At 67.8% G+C, this 22,726-nt stretch carries 21 protein-coding genes; 5 read left to right on the top strand and 16 right to left on the bottom strand.

Annotated elements, in window-relative coordinates; genetic code table 11:
- Positions 1 to 145 precede the first annotated feature (145 nt).
- From ACCC97_RS12795 to ACCC97_RS12840, 10 genes are all read right to left on the bottom strand, one after another.
- On the bottom strand, positions 146 to 1,708 hold the full coding sequence (locus ACCC97_RS12795; RefSeq protein WP_413333134.1) for a DUF1800 domain-containing protein: 1,563 nt from the start codon (positions 1,706 to 1,708) through the stop codon (positions 146 to 148).
- Positions 1,709 to 1,826: 118 nt separating this feature from the next.
- The gene (locus ACCC97_RS12800; protein WP_007828076.1) at positions 1,827 to 2,510 is read right to left on the bottom strand and encodes a DsbA family oxidoreductase; all 684 of its coding nucleotides are present in this window, start codon (positions 2,508 to 2,510) and stop codon (positions 1,827 to 1,829) included.
- A 46-nt stretch (positions 2,511 to 2,556) separates the two neighbouring features.
- Positions 2,557 to 3,966, bottom strand: coding sequence for an MFS transporter (locus ACCC97_RS12805; RefSeq protein WP_413333135.1), 1,410 nt, complete (start codon positions 3,964 to 3,966; stop codon positions 2,557 to 2,559).
- 28 nt (positions 3,967 to 3,994) lie between these two features.
- Positions 3,995 to 5,878, bottom strand: coding sequence for a bifunctional sugar phosphate isomerase/epimerase/4-hydroxyphenylpyruvate dioxygenase family protein (locus ACCC97_RS12810; RefSeq protein WP_413333137.1), 1,884 nt, complete (start codon positions 5,876 to 5,878; stop codon positions 3,995 to 3,997).
- A 132-nt stretch (positions 5,879 to 6,010) separates the two neighbouring features.
- Complete coding sequence (locus ACCC97_RS12815; protein ID WP_007828070.1) at positions 6,011 to 6,775, bottom strand: alpha/beta fold hydrolase; 765 nt, start codon at positions 6,773 to 6,775, stop codon at positions 6,011 to 6,013.
- The gene (locus ACCC97_RS12820) at positions 6,772 to 7,911 is read right to left on the bottom strand and encodes an MFS transporter (RefSeq protein ID WP_413333165.1); all 1,140 of its coding nucleotides are present in this window, start codon (positions 7,909 to 7,911) and stop codon (positions 6,772 to 6,774) included. The genes ACCC97_RS12815 and ACCC97_RS12820 overlap by 4 nt, the downstream gene beginning before the upstream one ends.
- A gap of 80 nt (positions 7,912 to 7,991) precedes the next feature.
- A complete protein-coding gene (locus ACCC97_RS12825) occupies positions 7,992 to 8,414 on the bottom strand; it encodes a carboxymuconolactone decarboxylase family protein (RefSeq protein ID WP_007828066.1) in 423 nt (140 codons plus the stop codon).
- Positions 8,411 to 9,622, bottom strand: a complete 1,212-nt coding sequence (gene pcaB / locus ACCC97_RS12830) for a 3-carboxy-cis,cis-muconate cycloisomerase (protein ID WP_413333140.1) — start codon at positions 9,620 to 9,622, stop codon at positions 8,411 to 8,413. Before pcaB ends, ACCC97_RS12825 begins: the two co-directional genes overlap by 4 nt.
- A 16-nt stretch (positions 9,623 to 9,638) precedes the next feature.
- Positions 9,639 to 10,472: a shikimate dehydrogenase family protein gene (locus tag ACCC97_RS12835; RefSeq protein WP_007828063.1), complete on the bottom strand. Its 834-nt coding sequence runs from the start codon at positions 10,470 to 10,472 to the stop codon at positions 9,639 to 9,641.
- Positions 10,473 to 10,501: 29 nt separating this feature from the next.
- Positions 10,502 to 11,425, bottom strand: a complete 924-nt coding sequence (locus ACCC97_RS12840; protein ID WP_413333142.1) for a shikimate dehydrogenase family protein — start codon at positions 11,423 to 11,425, stop codon at positions 10,502 to 10,504.
- 199 nt (positions 11,426 to 11,624) lie between these two features.
- On the opposite strand from ACCC97_RS12840, the gene ACCC97_RS12845 reads away from it, so the two are divergent.
- From ACCC97_RS12845 to ACCC97_RS12865, 5 genes are all read left to right on the top strand, one after another.
- Positions 11,625 to 12,419, top strand: coding sequence for an IclR family transcriptional regulator C-terminal domain-containing protein (locus tag ACCC97_RS12845; protein ID WP_007828060.1), 795 nt, complete (start codon positions 11,625 to 11,627; stop codon positions 12,417 to 12,419).
- A 72-nt stretch (positions 12,420 to 12,491) separates the two neighbouring features.
- The gene (locus tag ACCC97_RS12850; RefSeq protein ID WP_007828059.1) at positions 12,492 to 13,502 is read left to right on the top strand and encodes a Bug family tripartite tricarboxylate transporter substrate binding protein; all 1,011 of its coding nucleotides are present in this window, start codon (positions 12,492 to 12,494) and stop codon (positions 13,500 to 13,502) included.
- Between the two features lie 25 nt (positions 13,503 to 13,527).
- Positions 13,528 to 14,193 carry a response regulator gene (locus ACCC97_RS12855; RefSeq protein ID WP_007828058.1) on the top strand — a complete coding sequence of 222 codons (666 nt, stop codon included), beginning with the start codon at positions 13,528 to 13,530 and terminating at the stop codon, positions 14,191 to 14,193.
- Positions 14,194 to 14,237: 44 nt separating this feature from the next.
- A complete protein-coding gene (locus ACCC97_RS12860) occupies positions 14,238 to 15,659 on the top strand; it encodes a sensor histidine kinase (RefSeq protein ID WP_007828057.1) in 1,422 nt (473 codons plus the stop codon).
- Between the two features lie 19 nt (positions 15,660 to 15,678).
- Positions 15,679 to 16,686 carry a Bug family tripartite tricarboxylate transporter substrate binding protein gene (locus tag ACCC97_RS12865; protein ID WP_413333167.1) on the top strand — a complete coding sequence of 336 codons (1,008 nt, stop codon included), beginning with the start codon at positions 15,679 to 15,681 and terminating at the stop codon, positions 16,684 to 16,686.
- Between the two features lie 16 nt (positions 16,687 to 16,702).
- Here ACCC97_RS12865 and ACCC97_RS12870 read toward each other — a convergent pair whose 3' ends face one another.
- The 6 genes from ACCC97_RS12870 to ACCC97_RS12895 all read right to left on the bottom strand — a co-directional run bounded on the left by ACCC97_RS12870 (position 16,703) and on the right by ACCC97_RS12895 (position 22,088).
- On the bottom strand, positions 16,703 to 17,926 hold the full coding sequence (locus ACCC97_RS12870) for an ROK family transcriptional regulator (RefSeq protein WP_413315170.1): 1,224 nt from the start codon (positions 17,924 to 17,926) through the stop codon (positions 16,703 to 16,705).
- A complete protein-coding gene (locus tag ACCC97_RS12875) occupies positions 17,919 to 18,716 on the bottom strand; it encodes an ATP-binding cassette domain-containing protein (RefSeq protein ID WP_007828054.1) in 798 nt (265 codons plus the stop codon). Before ACCC97_RS12875 ends, ACCC97_RS12870 begins: the two co-directional genes overlap by 8 nt.
- Positions 18,716 to 19,675 carry an ABC transporter permease gene (locus ACCC97_RS12880; protein WP_413333145.1) on the bottom strand — a complete coding sequence of 320 codons (960 nt, stop codon included), beginning with the start codon at positions 19,673 to 19,675 and terminating at the stop codon, positions 18,716 to 18,718. Before ACCC97_RS12880 ends, ACCC97_RS12875 begins: the two co-directional genes overlap by 1 nt.
- 22 nt (positions 19,676 to 19,697) lie before the next feature.
- Complete coding sequence (locus tag ACCC97_RS12885) at positions 19,698 to 20,708, bottom strand: sugar ABC transporter substrate-binding protein (protein WP_413315172.1); 1,011 nt, start codon at positions 20,706 to 20,708, stop codon at positions 19,698 to 19,700.
- Positions 20,709 to 20,959: 251 nt separating this feature from the next.
- Entirely contained in the window at positions 20,960 to 21,409 is a 450-nt protein-coding gene (locus ACCC97_RS12890) for a hypothetical protein (protein WP_413333147.1), read from the bottom strand.
- A 196-nt stretch (positions 21,410 to 21,605) separates the two neighbouring features.
- Positions 21,606 to 22,088, bottom strand: a complete 483-nt coding sequence (locus ACCC97_RS12895) for a hypothetical protein (RefSeq protein WP_413333149.1) — start codon at positions 22,086 to 22,088, stop codon at positions 21,606 to 21,608.
- Positions 22,089 to 22,726: the final 638 nt, after the last annotated feature.

Consider the following 22,726-nt stretch of genomic DNA (forward strand, 5'->3'; position numbering starts at 1 on the left):
TTTCTTTTGCCTTGCTCCTTCCCCCTCTGGGGGAAGGTTGGGATGGGGGCAAGCGGCACTCGATCAAACACCGAAGCGGAACCAGCGCCGCTTGCCCCCGCCCCTGCCCTCCCCCAGCGGGGGAGGAAGAAAAACCAAAATCCGTTCAGCGGCGCATCAGCTCGGGCGACGCCAGCAGGAAGGTATTCCATTCCTGCGGATTCTTCGCCTGCGCCAGCGCCTCGCGCGTATCCGCACTCAGGCCGCCCTGCATCGCGCGAACCGCTGGCGATTCGGCCAGCGGCGGAAAGGCGGGCTTCTCCAGCGGCGCCTTGTCGTCCGTGCGGAACAGCACCGCGCCGTTCGCACCGATGGCACGCGCGATCTCGAAGCGCGTGTTCATCTGCCCCGCACTGGCCCATGCGGCTTCATTGAGCGGATAGCCATCGGGCGTCTCGTGGCCGTACAGCTGCTCGCCCATGCGGTTGATCCAGTTGAGCACGGGGTTCACGTCCGACGCGACACGGTCGTCGTATGCGAGCCGCACGCCGGCCATCACGTAGTGCACCGGGTCGCGGAACTTGCGGCCCAGCGATGCAGAGAACTCGGGCGATTCGAACAGCGACTTCAGTGTGATGGCGATGTCGCCGTCGCTGCGCGTGAAGGCCGCGGCCATGCGGTCGACCAGCGCGGGCGGTGGATCGTCCGACACGAAGTACACGGCGAGCTTGCGCGAGATGAAGCGCGCGGTGGCCGGCGCGCGCGCGAGGCGGTCGAGCGCCTCGTCGGCCTCGGCCAATCCACGGCTCTGGATGGGTTGGCCCAGCAGCGTCTTCGGCCCGTAGTCGTGCCGGTTCGGGTTGAACTCGAACAGGCCCTTGCGCACGTAGTCGGCACGCACGGCCGGCCGCACATTGGGCGGTGGCGCATCGAGCGGCTGGTAGCTCACGCCCACGCCGGTGAGCACGCGCGCCAGCTCTTGCACGTCGGCCTGCGAATAGCCGCCCCCCACGCCCAGCGTATGCAGCTCCATCAGCTCGCGCGCGTAGTTCTCGTTGATGCGGTTGGCGCCGTTCTGCGCGTTGTCGAGGTAGCGCAGCATCGCGGGGTGGTGCAGCGTGGCGCCGAGCAGGTCGCGGAACTTGCCGAGCGCGTGCGGGCGGATGGCGTTCTCTTCGTAGTCGCCCACCATCGCACGGATGTTGTCCTTGCGCAGGTTGACGTTGAAGTGATTCATCCAGAACCACGTCATCTGCTCCTGCAGCTGGTTGGGCGAGTACAGCGCGCGCAGCACGAAGCGCTGCTGCGCCTCGCGAGCGAGCTGGTTGAGTTGCTGCTGGTAAGCCTGCCGCGCGGCCTTCTTCTGCTCTTCGTCGGGTAGCGCGTCGGCGGCCTTGCGCTGCGCGTCGAGTTCGGAGACGAGCTGGTCGAGCGGCGTGCGCGAGATGGCCATCGCATCGATCTGCGCCTGCGCGGTCGGCGGCAGCGGCGCGGGCCGCGGGTTGAGCTGGTCGCGCATCCACAGCGACAGGCCGCGCTTCGCCAGCCGTGCGTCGCTGCTCGCGTTGGCGCCCCAGCTCACGCGGTCGAGCCAGCGCAGGCGCGTGGCTTCGTTCACCGGAGCGGAGGGCAGCGATACCGATACCAGTGGCCGATGGTCTCCCGGCGCGCTCGCGCAGGCCGCGAGCAGCGCCACCACACAGGCGCCGAGTAGGCTTTTCTTATTCATCGGGACTCCTGGGCGTGAGCGTGAAGAGGATGCTCCTCTCAACCACTGCGCCCCGCTGCGCGTTGACGCTCTTTACCTTCGCAGCGCTGCGCCAGGAGGCGCCTAAGCGTCAGCTAAGTCAGGCTACCGACACGCTCGGCGGCGCAGCGCCGGCAATCTGCCGCAGCGCGCGCTCGAACACCTCGACGGGTTGGCCGCCCGAAATGAGGTGCTGGTCGTTGATGATGATCGCGGGCACCGAGTGGATGCCGGCGTCGGTGTACATGCGCTCGCGTTCGCGCGTTTCCTGCGCGAATTCGTCGCTGTCCAGGATCTGGCGCGCACGCACCGGGTCGAGCCCCGCTTCGGTCGCCGCGCGCACCAGCACTTCGGGGTCCGACGGGTTCTGGCTGTCGGTGAAGTAGGCCTTCAGCAGCAGCTTCTTGAGTGCCGCTTGCCGTGCCGGGCTCTCGAGCTCGGCCCAGTGCAGCAGCCGGTGCGCGTTGAAGGTGTTGTAGACGCGCGGCCGGCCTCCGGGGCTGAACTCGAATCCGACGGCAGCGCCGCGCTGGCGGATCATCTCGCGCGACTGGGCTTGTTGCTCGCGCGTGGAGCCGTACTTCTGGTTCAGGTGCTCAAAGGTGTCCTGGCCTTCGGGCGGCATCTGCGGGTTCAACTCGAAGGGCTGGAAGTGCAGTTCCGCGGTGACCCCGGGCGCCACGTTCCTGAGCGCCGCCTCGAGCGAGCTCAGGCCGACGGCGCACCAGGGACAGGACACATCGGAGACGAAGTCGATCTTGAGGTGGGAAGAAGAGGTAGTCATGGCGCCATTCTTCATGGCGCCACAACCCTTGGCATGCGAAAGGTCTTCAGGCCGCGGCCTTGGCCATGCGCGCTTCCGCCAGCGTCTTCTCGCGCAGGAGGTCGTACTCGGCCTTGTCGACCGGGATCGCGTCGGGCTTGCCCAGATCGTTCATGTGCACGCGGTAGGTTTCGCGGGCAGTCCAGGCCGAAACCGCGGCGATGGCGCAGATCGCCAGCGTGATGGCTCCGACGGTCAGCGGGATGTTGGTGGCGCCGGGGGGTGCGACCGCCACGAACAGCGCCGGCAGCAGCGCGGTGATCGCGGTACCGATGTTCTGCGAGATCGCCATGCCCGAGACGCGGGTGCGCGTGGGGAACATCTCCGGGTAGAAGCTCGGGAACACGGCGTTGTAGCCCTGGTAGACCACGCCCCACATCAGGAGCGACATCACGATGGCCAGCGGCACGTTGTGGATGCTGATGGCGTACAGGTAGCCGAACGACAGCAGGCCCGAACCGATGGCACCGATGGCGATCGGCAGGCGGCGGCCGATCTTGTCCGACAAGGTGCCGACGTACGGGATCACGATCACGGCCACGATGTTGCCCATCACCGGAATCCAGAGGTAGATGTCTTTCTCGAAGTTGATGCCGTAGCCGGGCTGCACCGCGTAGGCGGCGCCGAAGATGGTCGCGACCACCGGGATCACGTTCATCAGGGAGCACAGCAGCACGCGCAGCATGTCGGGCCAGCTTTCGGTCACGGCCTGGATCACCGGCGCCTTCGGCACAGCCGCGCTCTTGTCGACTTCGGCGAAGGCGGGTGTCTCGTCCACTTCCTTGCGGATGATGTAGCCGGCCACGATGACGATGAAGCTCAGCAGGAACGGAATGCGCCAGCCCCAGGAGTTGAAGGCGTCCTTGTCCATGTAGTGCGCGAGCGGCAGGAACACCGCGGCCGCCATGATCTGGCCGGCCTGCACGCCCTGCAGCGTGAAGCTCGCGAAGAAGCCGCGACGCCCGAATGGCGCGTGCTCCAGGATCATCGAACTCGCGCCGGAAATCTCGCCGGCCACCGCGAAGCCCTGGATCAGGCGCAGCATCACCAGCAGCGCGGGCGCCCACAGGCCGACCTGGTCATATGTCGGCAGCAGGCCGACGGCAACGGTGGAAAGGCCCATCAGGAACATGCACAGGATGAGCACGTTCTTGCGGCCGTGCGTGTCGCCCCAGTGGCCCAGCAGCACTGCGCCGATCGGTCGTGCGACGTAGCCCACGCCGTACGTCGCGAGCGACGCGATGATCGCGATCTGCGGATCGCCCTTCGGAAAGAAGATCTGCGGAAAGATCAGCGCCGCCGCGGTGGCGTAGATGAAGAAGTCGTAGTACTCCAGCGCCGAGCCGATCCAGCCGCTCGCGGTGGCCTTCTTCGACTGGTGCTTGCCTTTCGGCTCGTGGGCCGTGGTGGTTGCCATGGTTTGTCTCCGGGTTGACGAAAAAAATCTATTCCTGCGCCTGCGATGCCATGCGCGCGGGTGCGTTGAGCGCGCCGTAGGCGTCGTAGCCTGCGGTGCGCTGTGCCAGTTCGAAGAACAGTCCGCCTTCGATGTTCTCGGTGTAGATGTGCAAGTAGTCGCCGGCCGGCGAACGGTCGAACAGCACGCCCGCTTCGCGCATGCGCGCCAGCAGTTCGGGCGCGATGTCGATGCGCGTAGCCAGGTCGTCGTAGTAGTTGTCGGAGATGGGCACGAAGCGCGTGCCGTTGGCGCGCAGTTTCGCGGCCGAGTCGAAGATGTCCGCGCAGCCCAGCGCGATGTGGTGCACCGCGCCACCGCCGGTCACGCTCAGCGTGCGCGCGGTGCGGGTGCGCTGGCTCAGCGACACGTTGAGCACCAGCCGCACGCTGCGGTCCGCGTTGGCGACGCCGCGGCTGCGGATCAGGCCGAAGGGATCGGCCAGCTCCAGGCTCTCGCCGGGTTCCAGGCCGAGCACGGCGCGCGTGAACAGCACCCAGGTGTCGAGCTGGTCGACCGCCAGGCCCAGGGCCACGTGGTCGATGCGCTGCAGGCCGGCGTCGTTGGCATCGGCGCCCTCGTCCTGCAGGACGAAGTCGGCCTCGTACAGGCCGTTGGCACCCAGCGCCTCGGGCACGAAGTGAATGAGGTTGCCGCCCGGCGCGACGATGGCGGGCACGTGCAGTTCGTGGGGACCGACCGGGCTGTCGTGCCGCTGCGAACGCATGGCGGTGGCGCGGTCCACGGCCGCGAGCGGGTCGCCGCAGCGCACGCCCAGCGCGCACACCGAGGTGCCATGCGCCTCGAAGCGGCCGCGCGCGAACGAATCGGGCTGTGCGTTGACGATCAGGTTGATCTCGCCCTGGCGGTACAGCGTCACGGCCTTGGAGCGATGCTTGCCGATGCGGCGGAAGCCGAGCTGCTTCACCAGCGTGTCCAGCGTTGCGGCCGAAGCCTCGTCGGCCGCGAACTCGATGAACGACAGGCCCGACAGCGCGGACACCGGCGGCGGGTTGAACAGCTCCACCTGCAGTGGCTGCATCGGGGCTTCGGCAACCAACCGCCCGCGCGCTTCGCTTTCGAGGTACAGCAGCGAGCGCATGGCGTCCACCGCGGTGCGGCGGTTCGGCGTCTCGCGGAAGATGTCGTTGAAGATCTCCAGCGACAGCGGCCCGGTGTAGCCCGCGCGCAGCACCTGCTCGAAGAAGCCGACCACGTCGAAGTCGCCCTGCCCCGGGAACGAGCGGTGGTGGCGCGCCCACTGCAGCACGTCCATCGACAGCAGCGGCGCATCGGCCATCTGCAGGAAGAAGATCTTGTCGCCCGGAATGGCGGCGATGCCGGCCGGGTCGTCCTTCAGCGAGAGCGTGTGGAAGCTGTCGAGGATCAGGCCCAGGTGCGGATGATCGGCGCGCCGCACGATGTCCCAGGCCTGGCCGTACAGCGAGGTGTGGCGGCCCCAGGCCAGCGCCTCGAAGCCCACGCGCAGGTTGCGGCGCGCGGCGCGCTCGGCCAGTTCATGCAGTTGCGCGGCGGCAAGCGCCGGGTCGTTCACCGACAGCGGCGAGGTGTTCGAGCAGCACAGCACCGTCGGCGCGCCCATGGCTTCCATCAGGTCGAACTTGCGCTCGGCTCGCTCCAGGCTGCGGCGGAACTGCAGCTCGGGCATGCCCTCGAAATCGCGGAACGGCTGGTACAGGTCGATGCTCAGGCCAAGGTCGCCTGCAATGCGGCCCAGCTCTGCCGCCGTGCCCTTGAAGTTGATGAAGTCGGCCTCGAACAGCTCGATGCCATCGAAGCCGGCGGCGGCGACGGCTTCGAGCTTCTGGCGGAGCGTGCCGCTGAGCGAGACGGTGGCGATGGAGCGGTGCATGGCTGGACTTTAGGAATACCCGGCCCTCACCACAATCAATTCAGAAGCCAATTGATCGATGATCGATCACATGCGTTCATCATTCGCACGAAATACGGGATACACCTAGGCTCCCGGCCCGGCTGGCGGCCTTCAAAGGCTGCGCCAGAAATCGATCAGCAGCTGCGTGAACTCCACCGGGCGTTCGACGGCGCTCAGGTGCGCGGCGTCGATGGTGACGAGGCGCGCGCCCGGAATGGCCCCGGCCATGGCCTGCGACATCGCCATCGGCGTGGCCTCGTCCTGCAGTCCGCCGATCACCAGCGTGGGCACCGCCATGCGGTGGTTGCTCTCGCGGAAATCGATGGCCGCGACGGCGTTGCAGCTCTCGATGTAGCCCTGCGCGTCGGTGCGCACCAGCACGTCGTGCAGCGTCTTCGCGGCGGCCGCGCCCTCGGGCGTGCCCGCGTAGGCCGGCGTGAGCCAGCGCGCCACGGCGCCCGGGGCAATGGCGGCCACACCTTTGGCGGCCACCGTCTCGACGCGCGCGCGCCAGGGGGACTGATCGGGGTAGTGCGCGGCCGAATTGGCGATCACCACCGTCTTCAGCAATTCGGGGTGCCGCACCGCCAGCGCCTGCGCCGTCATGCCGCCCATCGATAGGCCGACGAAGTGCACCGGCTCGCCGCCCGCCTCGCGCTCGATGAGCTCGGCCACGTCCTGCGCCAGTGTCTCGACGCGCAGCGCGCCTGGCACCACTTCCGACGCGCCGTGGTTGCGATGGTCGTAGCGCAGCACCGTGTGGGCGCGCGCGAGCTGGGCGGCCACGCCGTTCCACATGCTCAGGTCGCAGCCGAGCGCATGGCTGAGCACGACGATGGGACCATCGCCTTCGCGGACGACATTCAGACGGGTCATGGTGTGGTTTCCTTTTTCGGGTGTTGAAGACGCGGCAGCCAGAGGAACGCGATGGCCACCAGCACGCTGCCGGCCAGCAGCATGGGCACGACCATCGGCCAGGCGCCATGGGAAAAATCGGCGTCGACGAAATGCGAGGCCGCCTGGCCCACGCAGAACGCGACCATCATCATGCCGAAGCCGGACCACGATACGGCCCGGCCCGCCAGATGCGGCAAATCACCCACCGCGCCCGCCTGTCCGCAGGGCTGGTGGATGCCATGGCCGAGGCAATACACGGCATGGCCGAGCAGCAGCGGCACGGCACTCAGCGGCATCAGCCAGCAGCCGAGCGCCTGGACGAGCGCCCCTGCCAGGCTCAGCGAAGCGCCCAGCCGCACGGTGCGCACCGGTCCGTAGCGCCGGAGCAGCGTGCGGCACATGGTGGTGCTGAAGATGTAGACCAGCGAGCCGCCGGCCGGGATCCATCCGTACCACGCGGGCGACCAGCCCAGGTAGCCGATGTAGACCATCGGCGACAGCAGCAGGAAGCAGAACAGCCCGCCCCACGTCGCCGCCGCCAGCGAGGCCCAGGCGCGGAAGGACCGGCTTGCGAACACGGCACGCGTGCTGCCGCGCGGCGCGGACGACTCGCCCTCGCCCGGCGGCTTGCGCGTTTCGCCGAACGAGCGCCAGCACAGCGCGAACAGCACCGAGGCATACACCGCCATCGCGACCATCACCCAGCGCCAGCCCGCGCCCTGCACCAGCCACGCGCCGAGCAGCGGCGCCGTCAGGCCGACCACGCCCAGCCCGGTCAGGCCGCGCGCCATCACATGCGGACCTTCGTGCGCGGCGTACAGGTCGCGCACCGCCGCGCGCGAACACACGAGGATCGCCGCCATCGAGAAGCCCTGCAGCGCGCGCCAGCCCGCAAGCAGCGTCACGCTGCCCGCGAGCGCGCCGCCCAATGCCGCGAGCACGTAGCAGCCGAGCCCCGCCAGCAGCACCGGTCGGCGCCCGAAGCGGTCGGCCAGCGGGCCGCACAGCAGCTGCGCGAAGCCGAAGGCCAGCACGAACAGCGTGAGGCTGGTGCTGGCGGAGCCGAGTTCCTTCGCAATGGCCGGCAGCGCCGGCAGGTAGCTGTCGGTGGCCATCGGCTGCGCCGCCAGCAGCAGTGGCAGCAGCAAGGTGAAGCTGGCGTCGAACCGGCCTGTCCGCCTGGCGACCGGCGTGCTCACTGGGGCAGCGCAGGCAGCAAGCCCTTCTCGCGCAGGATGCCGGCCGCGATGCCGAAGGCATGGTTGGCCACCGGCACGCCGCAGTAGATGGCGGCCATCATGATCACTTCCTTGATGTCCTCGGGCGTGAGGCGCGACTCGGGCGGCCCGTCGAGCGCGGCGCGCACGTGCATGGCGAATTCTTCGTACGCATGGATGCCCAGCATCATCGACAGCACCATGTAGCGGCGCGTCTTGTCGCCCAGCGCGGGGCGGCCCCAGATGTCGTTCCAGGCGTGGCGCGTGATCAGTTCCTGGAACTCGGCGTTGAAGCCGTTGCGGTTGGCGAGCGACTTGTCGACCCAGGCATCGCCGAGCACGCGGCGGCGGTTGACGAGGCCGGCTTCGTAGCCTTCGGCGGGAGTTTCGGGGGCGGTCATTGCGGGAGTTCCTTGTCGTTGAGCCGGGCCTGCAGCGCCTTCACTTCGCCGAGGGCGGTCTGTCCGGCGTTGTGGGCGAGCGCGGGGTCGAACCATTCGTCGGCCGCGTCGCGCGGGAGTTCGGCGCGCAGCCGGTCGATGTTGGCGCGCATGCGCGCGGCGTCGACCTGCAGGCCGGGCAAGGCGCCCGCCATTGCGCGCACGCTGCCGTGCGCCGACATCAACAGCTGCGGCCATTCGGCCAGCTCGGCCTGCCAGGCGCCCAGCGCGCGCTCGTGCTGTTGCGGCATGGCGCCGAGCAGTGCGGCCACGCGCTGCGGTGCGCGGTGCGCGGCGGCAATGGCGACCATCGAGGCCACCGGGTTGCGCTTGTGCGGCATCGCCGACGAGCCGCCGCGGCCGGGCTCGCTGGGCTCTGCAACTTCGCCGACTTCGTACTGCCCGAGCAGCGCGATGTCGACCGCGATCTTGCCGAGGCTGCCGGTGACAAGGCCCAGTTCGCAGCCGAGCGCGACCCATTCGTCGCGCTGCGTGTGCCATGTCGCACCGGGGTCGCCCAGCCCCAGTTCCTTGGCCATGCGCTGGCGTACGGCCGCGCCCTGCCCCTTCATCTGCGCCAGCGTGCCGACGGCGCCGCCGAGCTGCAGCTGCAGCGCGTGCCTCGCGGCGTCGCGCAGGCGGATGCGGCTGCGCACCAGCGGCGCGGCCCAGCCCGCGCACTTGAAACCGAAGCTGGTGACCGAGGCCGGCTGCATCAGCGTGCGCGCGAGCATCGGCGTTTCGGCGTGCGCGACAGCCAGGCGCAGCAGTGCATCGGCGGCCTTGGCGAGATCGGCTTCGACGAGCGCGACCGCCTCGCGCGTGACCAGCGCCATCGCGCTGTCGATCACGTCCTGGCTGGTGCTGCCGAAGTGCACGAAGGGCGCGGCCTCGGCATTGAAGAGGCCCACGGCTTCGCGCAGCGCCTTCACCAGCGGAATCGCGACGCTGCCCGCGCGCCCGCTCTCGCGCACGATCTTGGCCACGTCGAACAGCTCGACCTTGCAGCTGCTCACGATCGAATGCGCGGCGCTTTCGGGGATCAGCCCTTCGGCCGCCTGCGCACGCGCGAGCGCGGCCTCGAAGCGCAGCATGGCGTCGACGAAGGCGCGGTCGCTGAAGGCGCCGAGCGTTTCGGATGTGGAGAGGAAGCCTTCGAAAATACTCATGGGGCGACCCGGCCTTTCAGTACTTCAGTTGGGCCACGGCGCGCAGCTCTTCCGGCGAGGCTGTGCCGAAGCCGAAGAACTCGAGGTACGCGGGAATCATCTCGAACAGCATGTCGGTGCCGACCTGCACCTGGCAGCCTTTGGCCTTGGCCGCCTGCAGCAGCGGCGTGTACTCGGTCTTCATGACGACCTCGCCGACGAAGGTGTTCGGGTCGATGCGGTCCACGTCGAAGGGCAGCGGATCGCCCTCCTTCATGCCGAGCGGCGTGGCGTTGACGACCACGTCGTAGCCGGCCGGGTCCTTCGAGCCGGTGGCCACCTTCATCTGCGGGTAGTGCTCGCGCAGCCGCGCGGCCAGTGCGCCGGCCGAAGCCTCGCTCATGTCGAACAGCATCAGTTCGGCGGCGCCTGCCGCGGCAATCGACGCCGCAATGGCCGAGCCCACGCCGCCTGTGCCCGACACCAGCACGCGCGTGCCCTTGAAGAGGCGCCCCTTGCGCTCCACGCCGCGCACGAAGCCCGCGCCGTCGAACTGGTCGCCCAGCAGTGTGCCGTCGGGCCGTTTGAGGATCGCGTTGCAGGCGCCCGCGACGCGCGCCGTGGGCGTCACCTCGTCGACCAGCGCCATCGTCGTGACCTTGTGCGGCATGGTCACCAGCGCGCCGCGGATGTTGCTGAACCTGAAGATCTGCGGCAGCGAGGCCGCGTAGTCCTCGGGCTTGACGCCCATGGGCACGACCACGGCGTCGATGCCGTGCTTGTCGAACCAGGGGTTGTAGATCATCGGCGCCTTGAAGGCTTCGGTGGGATAGCCGATGTGGGCGATGAGTGTGGTCTTGCCGGAAATCATGTCGTTCGTGTTTCTGTAGGAAGGCGCGGTCAGGCCACGCTGGGGGAGTGGTAGCGCAGCGGCTGCGCGATTTCGGCGTGCATCGCCGGCGGATAGATGATTTCGCGCAGGAAGTTCGAGTCGGCCTGCATCGCGGCGGCCGCGTCCAGATGGCCGAAGTAGCGGAAATAGTGGGGCATCTGCTGGATCAGCATCTCGAAGCCCGCCTGCGCGTTGAGCCCGCGGTCGCGGGCCGCGCGCACCAGCGGCGTGGGCTGGTTGCGCAGAAGAATGTCGAACAGCGCCGCATGGCTTTCCATGCGCGCCACGTCGACCGGCAATGCATCGCCATCGACCAGCCCGAGCTGCGTGGCGTTGATCACGAGGTCGAAGCCTTCGGGTGCGTTGCTGTCCACCGAGGCGACGGTCGCGTCGAAGAATGCATCGAGCTTGGCCGCCACACCGGCCGCCTTGCCTGCGGCGCTGTCGTAGAACGCGATGTACTCCGCGCCGTTCACCGTGCCGCCCTCGGCCAGCGCCACGCCGATGGCCGCGGCGCTCACGCCCGCGCCGAGGATCAGCACGCGCTTGCCGCGGAACGGGATGTTGCAGTGGTCGAGCGCGCCGATCAGGCCTTCGCCGTCGAACAGGTCGCCTTCGAGCTGGTCGCCCTCGGTGCGGCGCACCACGTTGACCGAGCCGGCCACACGGCCGAAGAGGCCGCAGCCGTCGAGCAGGTCGACCACCAGCGGCTTGTGCGGCGGCGCGATCACCATGCCGCGCAGGTTGCGCGCGAGAAAGGCCGACTTGAAGAACACCGCGAAGTCGCGCACCGGCACCTGCATGGGCAGCAGCACGGCATCGATGCCGAAACGCTCGAAGGCGGCGTTGAACATGCGCGGCAGCCGCACGTTGCGAACCGGGTCGCCGGGAATCAGGTAAGCCTGGGTGCTGCCGCGGATGGAATGGCTCATGTGCTTGCTTCCGTTCGTCAATCGCTCTTTTCGAGACCGGATGCCGAGCTTTATAGTCGCTTCACTGAAGTCCCGCACTTCTTTCACCCGCTAAACAAGCGATCATCGAACTTGAAAGATCGTTTATCGCTCAATCCAAGGGTTTTCACCTGCATTCAATGCAGCTCTCGAACCCTCCCACGAAGGCACACTTCCCGCCATGAGCAAGGACAGCAAGGACGACTCCGCGCCCCCGCCCGGCCTGGACAAGCGCGACTGGATCGCCGGCCTGGAGCGCGGCGTGAGCATCATCGAGGCGTTCGACGACGCCAACCCGCGCCTCACCGCCAGCCAGGCCGGCCAGCGCACGAACATGACCCGCACCGCCGCGCGGCGCTACCTGCTGACCCTGCAGCACATGGGCTACGTAGCGAGCGACGGCAAGCTGTTCTGGCTCACGCCGCGCGTGCTTCGGCTGGGCCAGTCGTACCTGGAGTCGGCGCGGCTGCCGCGCGTGGTGCAGCCCTTCCTGCAGCGGGTGGCCGCCGGCACCAACGAGATCGCCTACCTCAGCGTGATGGACGGCGACGAGGTGGTCTATATCGCGCGCAACGGCCCCAACCGCAGCATGAGCACCGGTTACGTGCTCGGCGCGCGCGTGCCGGCGCAAGTCACGGCCTCGGGCATGCTGATGCTGTCTCTGCGCAGCGATGCCGAGCTGAACGAATGGCTGACGACTCGGCAGCTCACGGTGTTCACCTCGCACACGATTGCGAGCATGGAGCGCATGAAGCTCGAACTCGCCCGCATCCGGGCCCAGGGCTGGGCCCTTTCCGAGCAGCAGCTCGACCTGAACTCGCGCGGCATCGCGGTGCCGCTGCGCGACCGGCACGGCACGCTGGTCGGGGCGCTGAACATCACGATGCCGATGGGGCATGAAAGCTCGGAGGACGCGGTGGCGCGCGTGCTGCCGGTGCTGCGCGAGACGGCGCAGGCGATGCGCAACCTGATCTGACTGACAGCTTTCCGACAGCAACCGTCGGGCACCATGCGCGCTTTCAATCCCAAAGCGCTGGAGACAAGCACCATGTCCGACCTCTTCGTTCCCGACGACACCCGCCTGAGCCGCCGCGGCCTGCTGCAAGCCGGCGGCGCCGCGGCCCTCGGAGGCCTGCTCCCCTCCCTGGCCTCGGCGCAGGACACCTGGCCCAGCAAGTCGATCCGCTTCGTCGTGCCCTTCGCGCCAGGCGGCAGCTCGGAGATCGTCGCGCGCTCGACCGCCGCCGAGCTCTCGCGCACGCTGGGCCAGAGCGTGTTCGTCGACAACAAGCCGGGCGCCGCCGGCAACATCGCCATGAGCGAGGTGGCGCGCAGCACCGACCAGCACACGATCATCCTCGGCCACATCGGCACGCTGGCGGTCAACCCGTACATCTTCGCCAAGCTGCCCTACGACGCGAACAAGGACTTCAAGCCCGTGAGCCTGCTGGCCAAGGTGCCCAGCCTCTACGTGGTGCACCCCGACGTGCCGGCGAAAAACCTCAAGGAGTTCATTGCGTATGCCAAGTCGAAGCCCGGCAAGCTCAGCTATGGCTCGGCGGGCAACGGCAGCGCGGGCCACCTGGCTTTCGAGTACCTGAAGATGACGGCCGACGTGTTCATGCTGCACGTGCCCTATCGCGGCACCGGCCCGATGGTGACCGACCTGCTCTCGGGCCGGCTCGACGCCTCGGCCATCGGCGCGGCGGCGATCATTCCGTTCATCAAGGCGGGCAAGGTGCGCTGCATCGCGACCGGCTCGGCCAAGCGCCTCGCGCAGTTGCCCGACGTGCCGACCGTGGCCGAGCAGGGCTTTCCAGGTTTCGAGATGACGCAGTGGTACGGCATGCTGGCGCCGGCCAACATCGCGCCTGCCAACCTGGCCAAGCTTTCCGCCGAGACGATGAAGGCCGTGAAGTCGCCCGATTCGATGCAGCGGCTGACGGCCGATGCCGCCGAAGCCGTGGGCGGCACGCCCGAGCAGTTCGCACAGTTCATCGCCTCCGAGCAAGCTCGTTGGCAGAAGGTGATTGCAAGGGCAAACATCAAGCCGGATTGAGCCCTGCCGGCCCTAGCATCGGCCCATGCGCATCCTCCTCGCCGAAGACGAACACACCCTGGGCACCTGGCTGTGCAAGGCACTGGAGCACGCGGGCATCCAGGTCGAATGGGTGGACGACGGGCGCCTGGCCGACCGGGCGCTGCAGCAGCGCGACCACGACGCGCTGGTGCTCGACCTGGGCCTGCCCGGGCTCGACGGGCACACGGTGCTGCAGCGGCTGCGCGAACGCGACCAGCGGCTGCCGGCACTGATCCTCACGGCGCGCGACTCGCTGAATGAGCGTGTCGCCTCGCTCAACGCGGGCGCCGACGACTTCCTCGCCAAGCCCTTCGCGCTGGCCGAGCTCGAAGCGCGGCTGCACGCGCTGGTGCGGCGTGCGCGCGGCATCGAGCATCCGCGTCTGGCCTGCGGCCCGCTGGTGTACGACGGCGCGCGCCGGCACTTCACGCTGAACGGCGAGGCGCTGGCGCTCTCGCCGCGCGAACTGGCCGTGCTGCGCGTGCTGGTGCAGCGCAGCGGCGAGCCACTGTCGAAGCAGCAGATCCTCGAGCGCGTGTTCTCCGACGACGAAGACGTGCACCCCGAGGCGGTCGAGGTTTTCATCTACCGGTTGCGCAAGCGGCTCGACGGCACCGGGGTTCGCATCGTCACGCTGCGCGGACTTGGCTACGTGCTGGAAACAGACTGAATGAAGCTCACTCCCAGTCTTCGAGCACTTCGGGCTGAGTGGACGTGTTGACGCGCCTGCGCAACCGCCTGCGCCGCACCAGCTTGTGGCAGCGGCTCGCGCTGCTGCTGTTCCCCGCCCTGCTGGTGGTAACCGGCCTCGAGCTGTGGATGACCCGGCACGACGCGCTCGCCGCCGCCAACGCGGCCTACGACCGCTCGCTGCTGGGCGCGCTCAAATCCATCGACGCCAACATCTCGACCGCCTCGGGCGGCCTGTCGGTCGAGCTGCCGTACACGATGTTCGAGTTCTTCGAGCTCACGGCGAGCGGGCAGGTGTTCTTTCGCGTGTCCACGTCCGACGGGCTGGTCGAGCTCGGCAGCGCGGACCTGCCCGCGCCGCCCGCCGAACTGGCGATGGGCGTGCCGGCCTTCTACGACGCGGCCTACTTCGGAGAATCGGTACGGCTCGCGGCCTACCGGCGCGACCTCGATCGCGCGCCGGCCGGCAGCACCGGGCGCAGCGTGCTGATCCAGGTGGGCGAGAGCACTCGCTCGCGGCAGGAGTTCAGCGCGCGCTTCGTGCGCAGCGCGGCGCTGCGCGATGCGCTGGTGCTGGCGATACTGCTGTGCGGCACCGCCATTGCGCTGGCGGCGGCGCTGCGGCCGCTGTCACGGCTGGCGCGCGAAGTCCAGGCGCGCACGCCGGACGACCTCACGCGCATTGCGGAAACCGACCTGCCCGCCGAGGTGCGCCCGCTGGTCGCCGCGGTCAACCAGCAGATGTCGCGCACGCAGGAACTCGTCACGCAGCAGCGCCAGTTCCTGGACGATGCCTCGCACCAGCTGCGCACACACCTGACCACGCTGCAGATGCAGGCCGACTACGCGCGGCGCGAGCAGGACCCGGCGCAGGTGCAGGTGGCGCTCGACGCGCTCGGCACCGAGATCGGCCGCGCGACGCGCAGCGCGCAGCAGCTGTTGGCGCTGGGCCGCAGCGACACGGTGTCGGTGGAGCCTGCCGAGTTCGACGTGGCGGCATTGCTGCGCGAGGTGGCGGTCGACCTGCTGCCGCTGGCGCGCGCCAAGCGCATCGACCTGGGCATTCATTCGCCCGTGCCTGAATTCCTTGCCGTGGCGGATCGATCGCTGATGCGCGAGGCGCTGGGCAACCTGGTGGCCAACGCGATCGCTTACACGCCCGCCGAAGGCACGATCACGCTCTTTGCCGCGGGCGACGCGGCGGGCTGGAGCCTCAACGTGGAAGACAACGGCCCCGGTATCGGCGACGAGGAGCGGGCCGCGCTCGGCCAGCGCTTCCGGCGCGGCGCGCGCGCCGGCAAGGGCGGCTTCGGGCTCGGGCTGGCCATTGCGCGCTCCATCGCGCAGCGGCATCGGGGCGAGCTGCGGCTCGAAGCGCGCGAGGCAGGCACGGGGCTGCATGCGATCATCTGGTGGCCCCGCACCCAAGCTGCGGCGGCCACCTGACAAGCCCGCCGCCATGCCCATGCGACCTACCCGCCGCCACGCACTTCGCACGCTGTCCGCGCTGCTGATGCCTTGGGGCGCGGGCACGAAGGCTGCTGCCAACGATCCCTCCGAAGACGCTGCCGACTGTGTGATCCCCGCCAAGGCCGGCGGCGGCTTCGCACTGACCTGCGCGCTCGCGCGCGATGCGCTGCAGGCCGTGCGCCCCACGCGCCCGCCGCTCGCCCAGCGCTACCTGCCGGGCGGCATCGGCGCCGTGGCCTTCGACCGCATCGCCACCGGCCGACTCGGCGGCCCGGGCACGCTGGTGGCGTTCTCGAGCGGCTCGCTGCTCAACCTTGCGCAGGGCCGCTTCGGGCCGCATTCGCCCTCGGCTGTGCGCTGGATCACGACGCTCGGAACCGACTACGGCGTGATCGCCGTGCATCGCGATTCGCCCTACAAGCGCCTGCAGGACCTCGTCGCGGCGCTGCGGCAGGACCCGTCGCGCATCGCCTTCGGCGCCGGTGGCACGGTCGGCAGCCAGGACTGGGTGAAGGCCGCGCTGCTGGTGCGCGCCGCGGGGCGCGACCACAAGGCCATGCGCTTCGTGTCGTTCGAAGGCGGGGGCGATGCGCTCGGCGCGCTGCAGGGCAAGCATGTCGACGCCTTTCCGGGCGACGCGGCCGAGGCGCTGCAGGCCATTGCCGGCGGCGCGGCCGTGCGCCTGCTTGCCGTGCTGTCGGAGAACCGGCTCGGCGGCGCACTCACCGGCGTGCCGACCGCGCGCGAACAAGGCGTCGATGTGGTGTGGCCCACCGTACGCGGCCTTTACCTGAGCGCGGCCGTGCCGGAATCGGCCGTGCGCGCGTGGACCGCGGCGTTTCGCGAGGCGAGCGCGGCGCCCGGCTTCGCTGCCTTGCGCGAGCAGCACGGCCTGTACCCCTTTGCGCTCACCGGCGCCGCGCTCGACGACTACGTGCAGGCGCAGATCAAGAGTTATCGGCGGCTGGCGGACGAACTGGGCCTGCGGCGCTGGCCTTCCTGAACGCCGGGCGGTCCTGTCAGGCCGCCTTCAGGAACACGTCGTGGTCGGGCGCGAAATTGGCGTGCAGCGGCAGCATCGCGCCGCCCAGCGCACACGCTTGCGCACCCGCCTTGCCGCCATGCAGCCGAGGCTGCCAGAGGCCTTCCCAGTTGCAGCCGTCCAGCGCGGCACGGGTCTGATCGAGCAGCGCCTGCAGCAGCGCGCGCGACATCGAGCCGTCCACCACCACGTCGGGCAGGTCGAGCATGGCGGTGCCGCTCACGATGGCATGCGCCAGCGCCTGCGAGGCGCTTTCCAGCCAGGCTTGCGTGGTGGCGGCATAGGGCGGTTGAAGGGCGCGGTCGTCATATGCGGCCATGGCGTCGAGGCCCTCGCCGGCCAGGCGCTGCTCCAGCTCCCAGAGCGACGCCTGCGCAACCAGCTGCGGCGGCAGTGCGCCACGGCTGCCCGGAGGCTGCATCGGCAATGAAGCGAGCGCGCCTGCGTTGCCGTGCGCACCGGTGTGCAGGTGCGAGTTGATGACCAGCCCGCCGCCCACGAAGGTGTCGACGAAGATGTACAGGAAGCTCTTCAGGTCGTGCCCTCGCCCGCCGACCAGCTCGGCCACGCAGGCGGCCACCGTGTCGCGCGCGAAGCTCACCGGCACGTCGGTGCGCGCGCGCACCTCGGCCGCCAGGTCCATCTGGTTCCACAGGTCGGACTGCGCCTTCGACAACCCCAGCGTGCGGTGCCAGCCGCCGAGCTGGAACGGCGCGGCCAGCCCCGCGCCCACGTTGCGCGCGGCCAGCGGTCCCAGCCCGTCGCGCAGCCGGTGGATGTGCTGCGCGATGGCGGGCAGCAGCTCGTCCGCATCGGGAAAGTCGTAGCTGATCGCGTGGCGCTCGCGCACCTGCGCGGCGAAGTCGATCAGCAGCCATTCGGCGCCGCGCCGCCCCACCTTGATGCCGATGGCGAAGGCGCCGTCGGGGTTCAGCGCCAGCGGCACCGACGGCTGCCCGATGCGCCCGCGCACGCGGCTCTGCTTGACGATGAGCCCGTCTTCCTCGAGCCGCGCGGTGATGAGCCCGATGGTCTGCGCGCTGAGCCCCGTCAGCCGCGCGAGGTCGGCCTTGGGCAGGCTGCCGTGGACGCGCAGCGCCTGCAGCACTGTGCGCTCGTTGAACTGGCGCATGCCGACCTGGTTGGAGCCGCGGGGCCGCAACAGGTCGGGCGTGCGTGCAGGCACGTCCGCATCAGGCATGCGCCTCCGCGGGCAACTGGTCGGCCGTCATGGCGCCGGTCATCACGGCGACCGTGTCGCTCATGCTGATCTTCTTCGGGTTGAGCACGGCCGCGCGGCGGCCGAGGCGGGCCACGTGAATGCGGTCAGCCACCTCGAACACGTGCGGCATGTTGTGGCTGATGAGCACCACGGGCAGGCCGCGATCGCGCACGCGGCGGATCAGCTCCAGCACCATGTTGCCCTCCTTCACGCCGAGCGCGGCGGTCGGTTCATCCATGATGACCACGTGCCGCGCGAAGGCCGCGCTGCGCGCCACGGCCACACATTGGCGCTGGCCGCCCGAGAGCGTCTCGACCGCCTGCGTCATCGACTGGATGCCGACCTTCAGGTCGGCCATGCGGGCGGTGCTTTCCTTCAGCATCTGCTTCTTGTCGAGCATGCGCAGCACGTTGCCCAGGAAGCCGGGGCGGCGCAGCTCGCGGCCGAGGAACAGGTTCTCGTAGATGGTCATGGCCGGGGCCACGGCGAGATCTTGATAGACCGTCTCGATGCCGGCGCGGCGCGCATCCAGCGGATTGCGGAAATGCACTGCCTTGCCGTCGAGCAGGATCTGCCCTTCGTCGGGCACCACCGCGCCCGACAGCGCCTTGATGAGCGAGGACTTGCCTGCGCCGTTGTCGCCGATCACCGCGAGGATTTCTCCTTCGCGCAGCTCGAAGTCGACACCGTCGAGCGCCGTGACCTGGCCGTAGCGCTTCACCAGGCCCTTGGCCTGCATCACGATCTTGGGGTTGGCGATGATGTTCATCAGCGGGCCCCCCTGCGCGAGAGTTGGTCGGCCGCTACCGCAAGAATCACGAGCACGCCCGTCACCAGCACCTGGTAGATCGACGACACGCCCATCAGCGTGAGCCCGTTGCGGAACACGCCCACGATCAGCACGCCGATCAGCGAGCCCAGCACGATGCCGCGGCCACCGAACAGGCTGGTGCCACCAAGCACCACGGCCGTGATGGCGTCGAGGTTCTCGGTCTGCCCCGCGTTCGGGTCGCCCACGCCGGTGCGCGCCACCGACAGCAGCGAGGCAACGCCATACAGCACGCCCGCCGCCACGTACACGCCCAGCAGCACGCGCTGCGTCGGAATGCCGACCAGCCGCGTGGCCTCGGCGTTGTTGCCCACCGCATAGATGTGCCGGCCGGCTCCCGTCTCGCGCAGCACGAACCACGCGAGCAGGTACAGCACGAGCATCAGCACCGAACCCCATGCCACTTCGGCATTGCCGACGGCGAAGGTGGTGCCCAGGCCCGTGAGGCCGCCGGGCAAATCAGTGATGGTCTGCGACGACGAATACAGCTGCGTGATCGCAAAGGCGATGTTCAGCGTGCCCAGCGTCACGATGAAAGGCGGCAGCTTGATGCGCGTGACCAGCAGCCCGTTGAGCAGGCCGAACAGCGTCGTCACGCCGATGCCGCAAAGGATGGCCACCGGTGCGGGCATGCCCAGTTCGGTCGCGAACTTGCTCATGATGATCCCGCCCAGCGCCATCACCATGCCGCACGACAGGTCGATGCCCGCCGTGAGGATGATCAGCGTCTGGCCGATGGCGATCACGCCGACCACCATCACCTGCTGCAGGATCAGCGAGAGATTGCCGCCGGTGAGAAAGCGATCCGACTGGGTCGCAAAGAAGATGCACGCGCCGAGAAGAGCCAGCCACGGCCCGAGGGCGCCCCACGGAATGTGGTGCGTTGGAGACTTCGCCATGGCTTCGTCCTGATGCTTCCGATTACTTCTTGCCCCAGCACAGCTCGGTGCCGGTCTTGGTGTCCTTGCTGTCGACGCCGGCCACGCTCTTGCCGGCGATCAGCGTCACGCCGGTGTCGACGTAGCCCGAGGCCTTCTTGCCCGTCTTGGCGAACTCCACGCCCGCGGCCACGCCCATGGCGGCCATCTTCAGCGGGTACTGCTGCGAGGTCGCGGCGATGATGCCGGCGGCCGTGTCCTTGATGCCCTGGCAGCCGCCGTCGACCGAGACGATCATCACGCCCTTCTCCTTGCCAGCGCGCTTCAGCGCGTTGTACGCACCGGCCGCGGCGGGCTCGTTGATGGTGTAGACCAGGTTCACGTCAGGTGCCTTCTGCAGGCAGTTTTCCATCACCGTCTGCGCCTTGGCCTGGTCGCCGTAGCTGTCGGCCATGCAGACGATCTCGGGCGTCTTCGACAGCTCGTTCGACTTGGCGTCGTTGGCGGCAAGCCCGAAGCCCTTCATGAAGCCGTTGTGGCGCTGCGCGCCCACCGGGTGGCCCGGCAGCAGGTCGAGCGCGATGATCTTCGCGGGCTTGCCGGCCATCGCGGCCTTGGCGTATTCGCCGATCAGCACGCCGGCGGTGTAGTTGTTGGTGGCGAAGAGCGCGTCGGTCGCGTCCGGCGGATCGGCCGGGCTGTCGAGCGCGATCACCATCACACCCTTGTCGCGCGCCTTCTTGATGGCCGGCACGATCGCCTTGGCGTCGCTCGGCGTGATCAGGATGGTCTTGGCGCCGGCAGCAATCATGTTTTCCATCGCCGTAATCTGGCCCGCGTTGTCGCCGTCGGCCTTGCCAGCGCCCGAGAGCAGCTTGGCGCCGAGCTTCTTGGCCTCTTCCTGCGCGCCTTCCTTCATCTTGACGAAGAAGGGGTTGGTTTCGGTCTTGGTGACGAGGCCGATGACGGGCTGGTCGGCGGCGAAGGCGGTGGATGCGGCCACTGCGGTGAGGGACATGGCCGCCATGGCCAGGATAGAGCGGGTGCTGAACATGGTTTGTCTCCGTGGGCAGGCGGCGAAGCGCCTGCGGTCTTGTGGAACCGGATCGCTCGGGCCTTGAGGGCTCGGTGTCCGGGCGCAGGGAGACTATCGGCCAGCAGAGGGACTAAATCAAGTGGATTTAGTTATCGAAAACCCGGGGTTGCGGCGAGGGGGGCGGGACGGTTCGGATCAGGGCGAAGACCCGTTCTCGAAGTGCATGTGCTCCTGGGCGGCACTCGGAAATCTGGCGACGGATTCCGGCGTCATATCCTTTGCCGGTTGCGGCTTGTGATGGCGAGCACGTCGCCGTCCCAGCCGAACAGCGTCGTGGTGTCGCCCGAACTCTTGGACAGACGCCGCCCCAGCGCGTCATAACTGAAGGTGGTGGTGATGCCGCTGTGGTCGGTCGCCGCCGTCATGCGGTTGAAGCCGTCCCAGGCGAACACGGTTCGCCAGCCGTTGCGTACGCGCTCGGTCATGTTGCCGCGTTCGTCGTAGCGGTAGCTGGTGCCGGCGTAGTTCTTCAGCAGGTTGTCCAGCAGCTTGCCGGCCGGGTGCCTCAGTGGTTCGTTGGCCGGGGGCGGGTCGGCGATGTTGCCTGCAGGGTCGAAGGCGAAGGTCTCGCGCCCGAGGCGGCTGTTGGCTTCGAGCAGGCGGCCCACGGGGTCGTAGCGGTAGTTCAGGCTGCCTCGGCGACTGTCGCCGATGGTCACCAGCTGGCCAGCCTTGTCGTAGGTGTAGCGGCGCTGGATGCCGGTTGTCGATTCAATGGCACCAGGCCTGGTGCGGGAGATGTGCTGTTCGAGCAGCCGGCCCGCCGGGTCGTACTTCTGCCGCTGGCTCAGGCCGTTGCCTTGTTCGCGTGCGATCTCGCGGTGCAGGTCGTCGCGCTCGAGCCCAGGATAGGCACTACCCCAGCGCGGGATCGAGCAAGTATCTATACGCGTACGTCAAAAACTCCAAACCCATATCGGGATTAAACCGATTGAGCAGAAATAGATAAAACGGTATGGGCGTCACGCTTTCTCTTGTGTCTGGATCCCAACCAGCTTCTTCATAAAAACAGCAAACAGCACATCGACTTAAACCAGCCAAAGCCGGCTGTTCCTCTTCGAAGCGCCTGAACAGCGCCCAAAGCTCGAGCCTACCTGGCTTTCGCAAATCATCGCTGCCATCAACACCTAAAAAAGCTATCGCCTGTTGCAAATTATCAGCAACAAGATCGAGCTCTTTAGACGGAGCAATCTGACTAAATCGGCCCGTCAAAATACAATTATGCAAAAATTCTGCATACATCTTCATCATCAAAAAAAAGGGCACCTTTTTTTCAATCAATTGCTCTTCAATGGCATCAAGACGCTCTTCTTCCTCTTCGCTATAAGGTTCGGTCATTTTTTCACTCCATCACAAATGCCTAGCCGCCCCATAACGATGCTGCAAGAGCGGCAGTACGGGAGTAATTTTCCGTCATTTCGTTCGGTAGTCGATGTAGCCCCTTCGACCACGCGACGAAGTTCATCAGCGTTAGCTACCTTATGAGCATCAGCAATTTTGCTTAGTGCATCCGGCTCCCCACACCATCCATGCGTATCCGACTGCTGATCGAGCGCGACATCGTCATACATTTTTTTAACTATGGGATTCTGCGCTCCTTTTCCTCCAGCCCCACCGCTGTAGCCAACTGTCGGCTCCGATAGCTTTCCCCCTTCTATAGTGGTTCGAGTACCTCGGTTATTTGGCGTAATACCTTTTTTTTCTAGCAAGTCCCAGAGGATCTATCCACACCACCGGATTGGAAGCGAAAGTCGGTCGCCGCAGTCATGCGGTTGAAGCCGTCCCATGCGAAGACGGTGCGCCAGCCGTTGCGTACGCGCTCGGTCATGTTGCCGCGTTCGTCGTAGCGGTAGCTGGGGTAGGCTTAATTCCTCAGGAGGTTATCTAAAAATGGCTATGCCCGCGGCCGCATCGTTCTGCGCCGAATTCTAGATATTCAACCTCAAACTTCCAATACAAATCTGGCGCAAACACTG

Origin of the sequence: Variovorax sp. Varisp85 (assembly GCF_047304045.1) — a bacterium.
In the GTDB taxonomy this organism is placed as follows: domain Bacteria; phylum Pseudomonadota; class Gammaproteobacteria; order Burkholderiales; family Burkholderiaceae_C; genus Variovorax.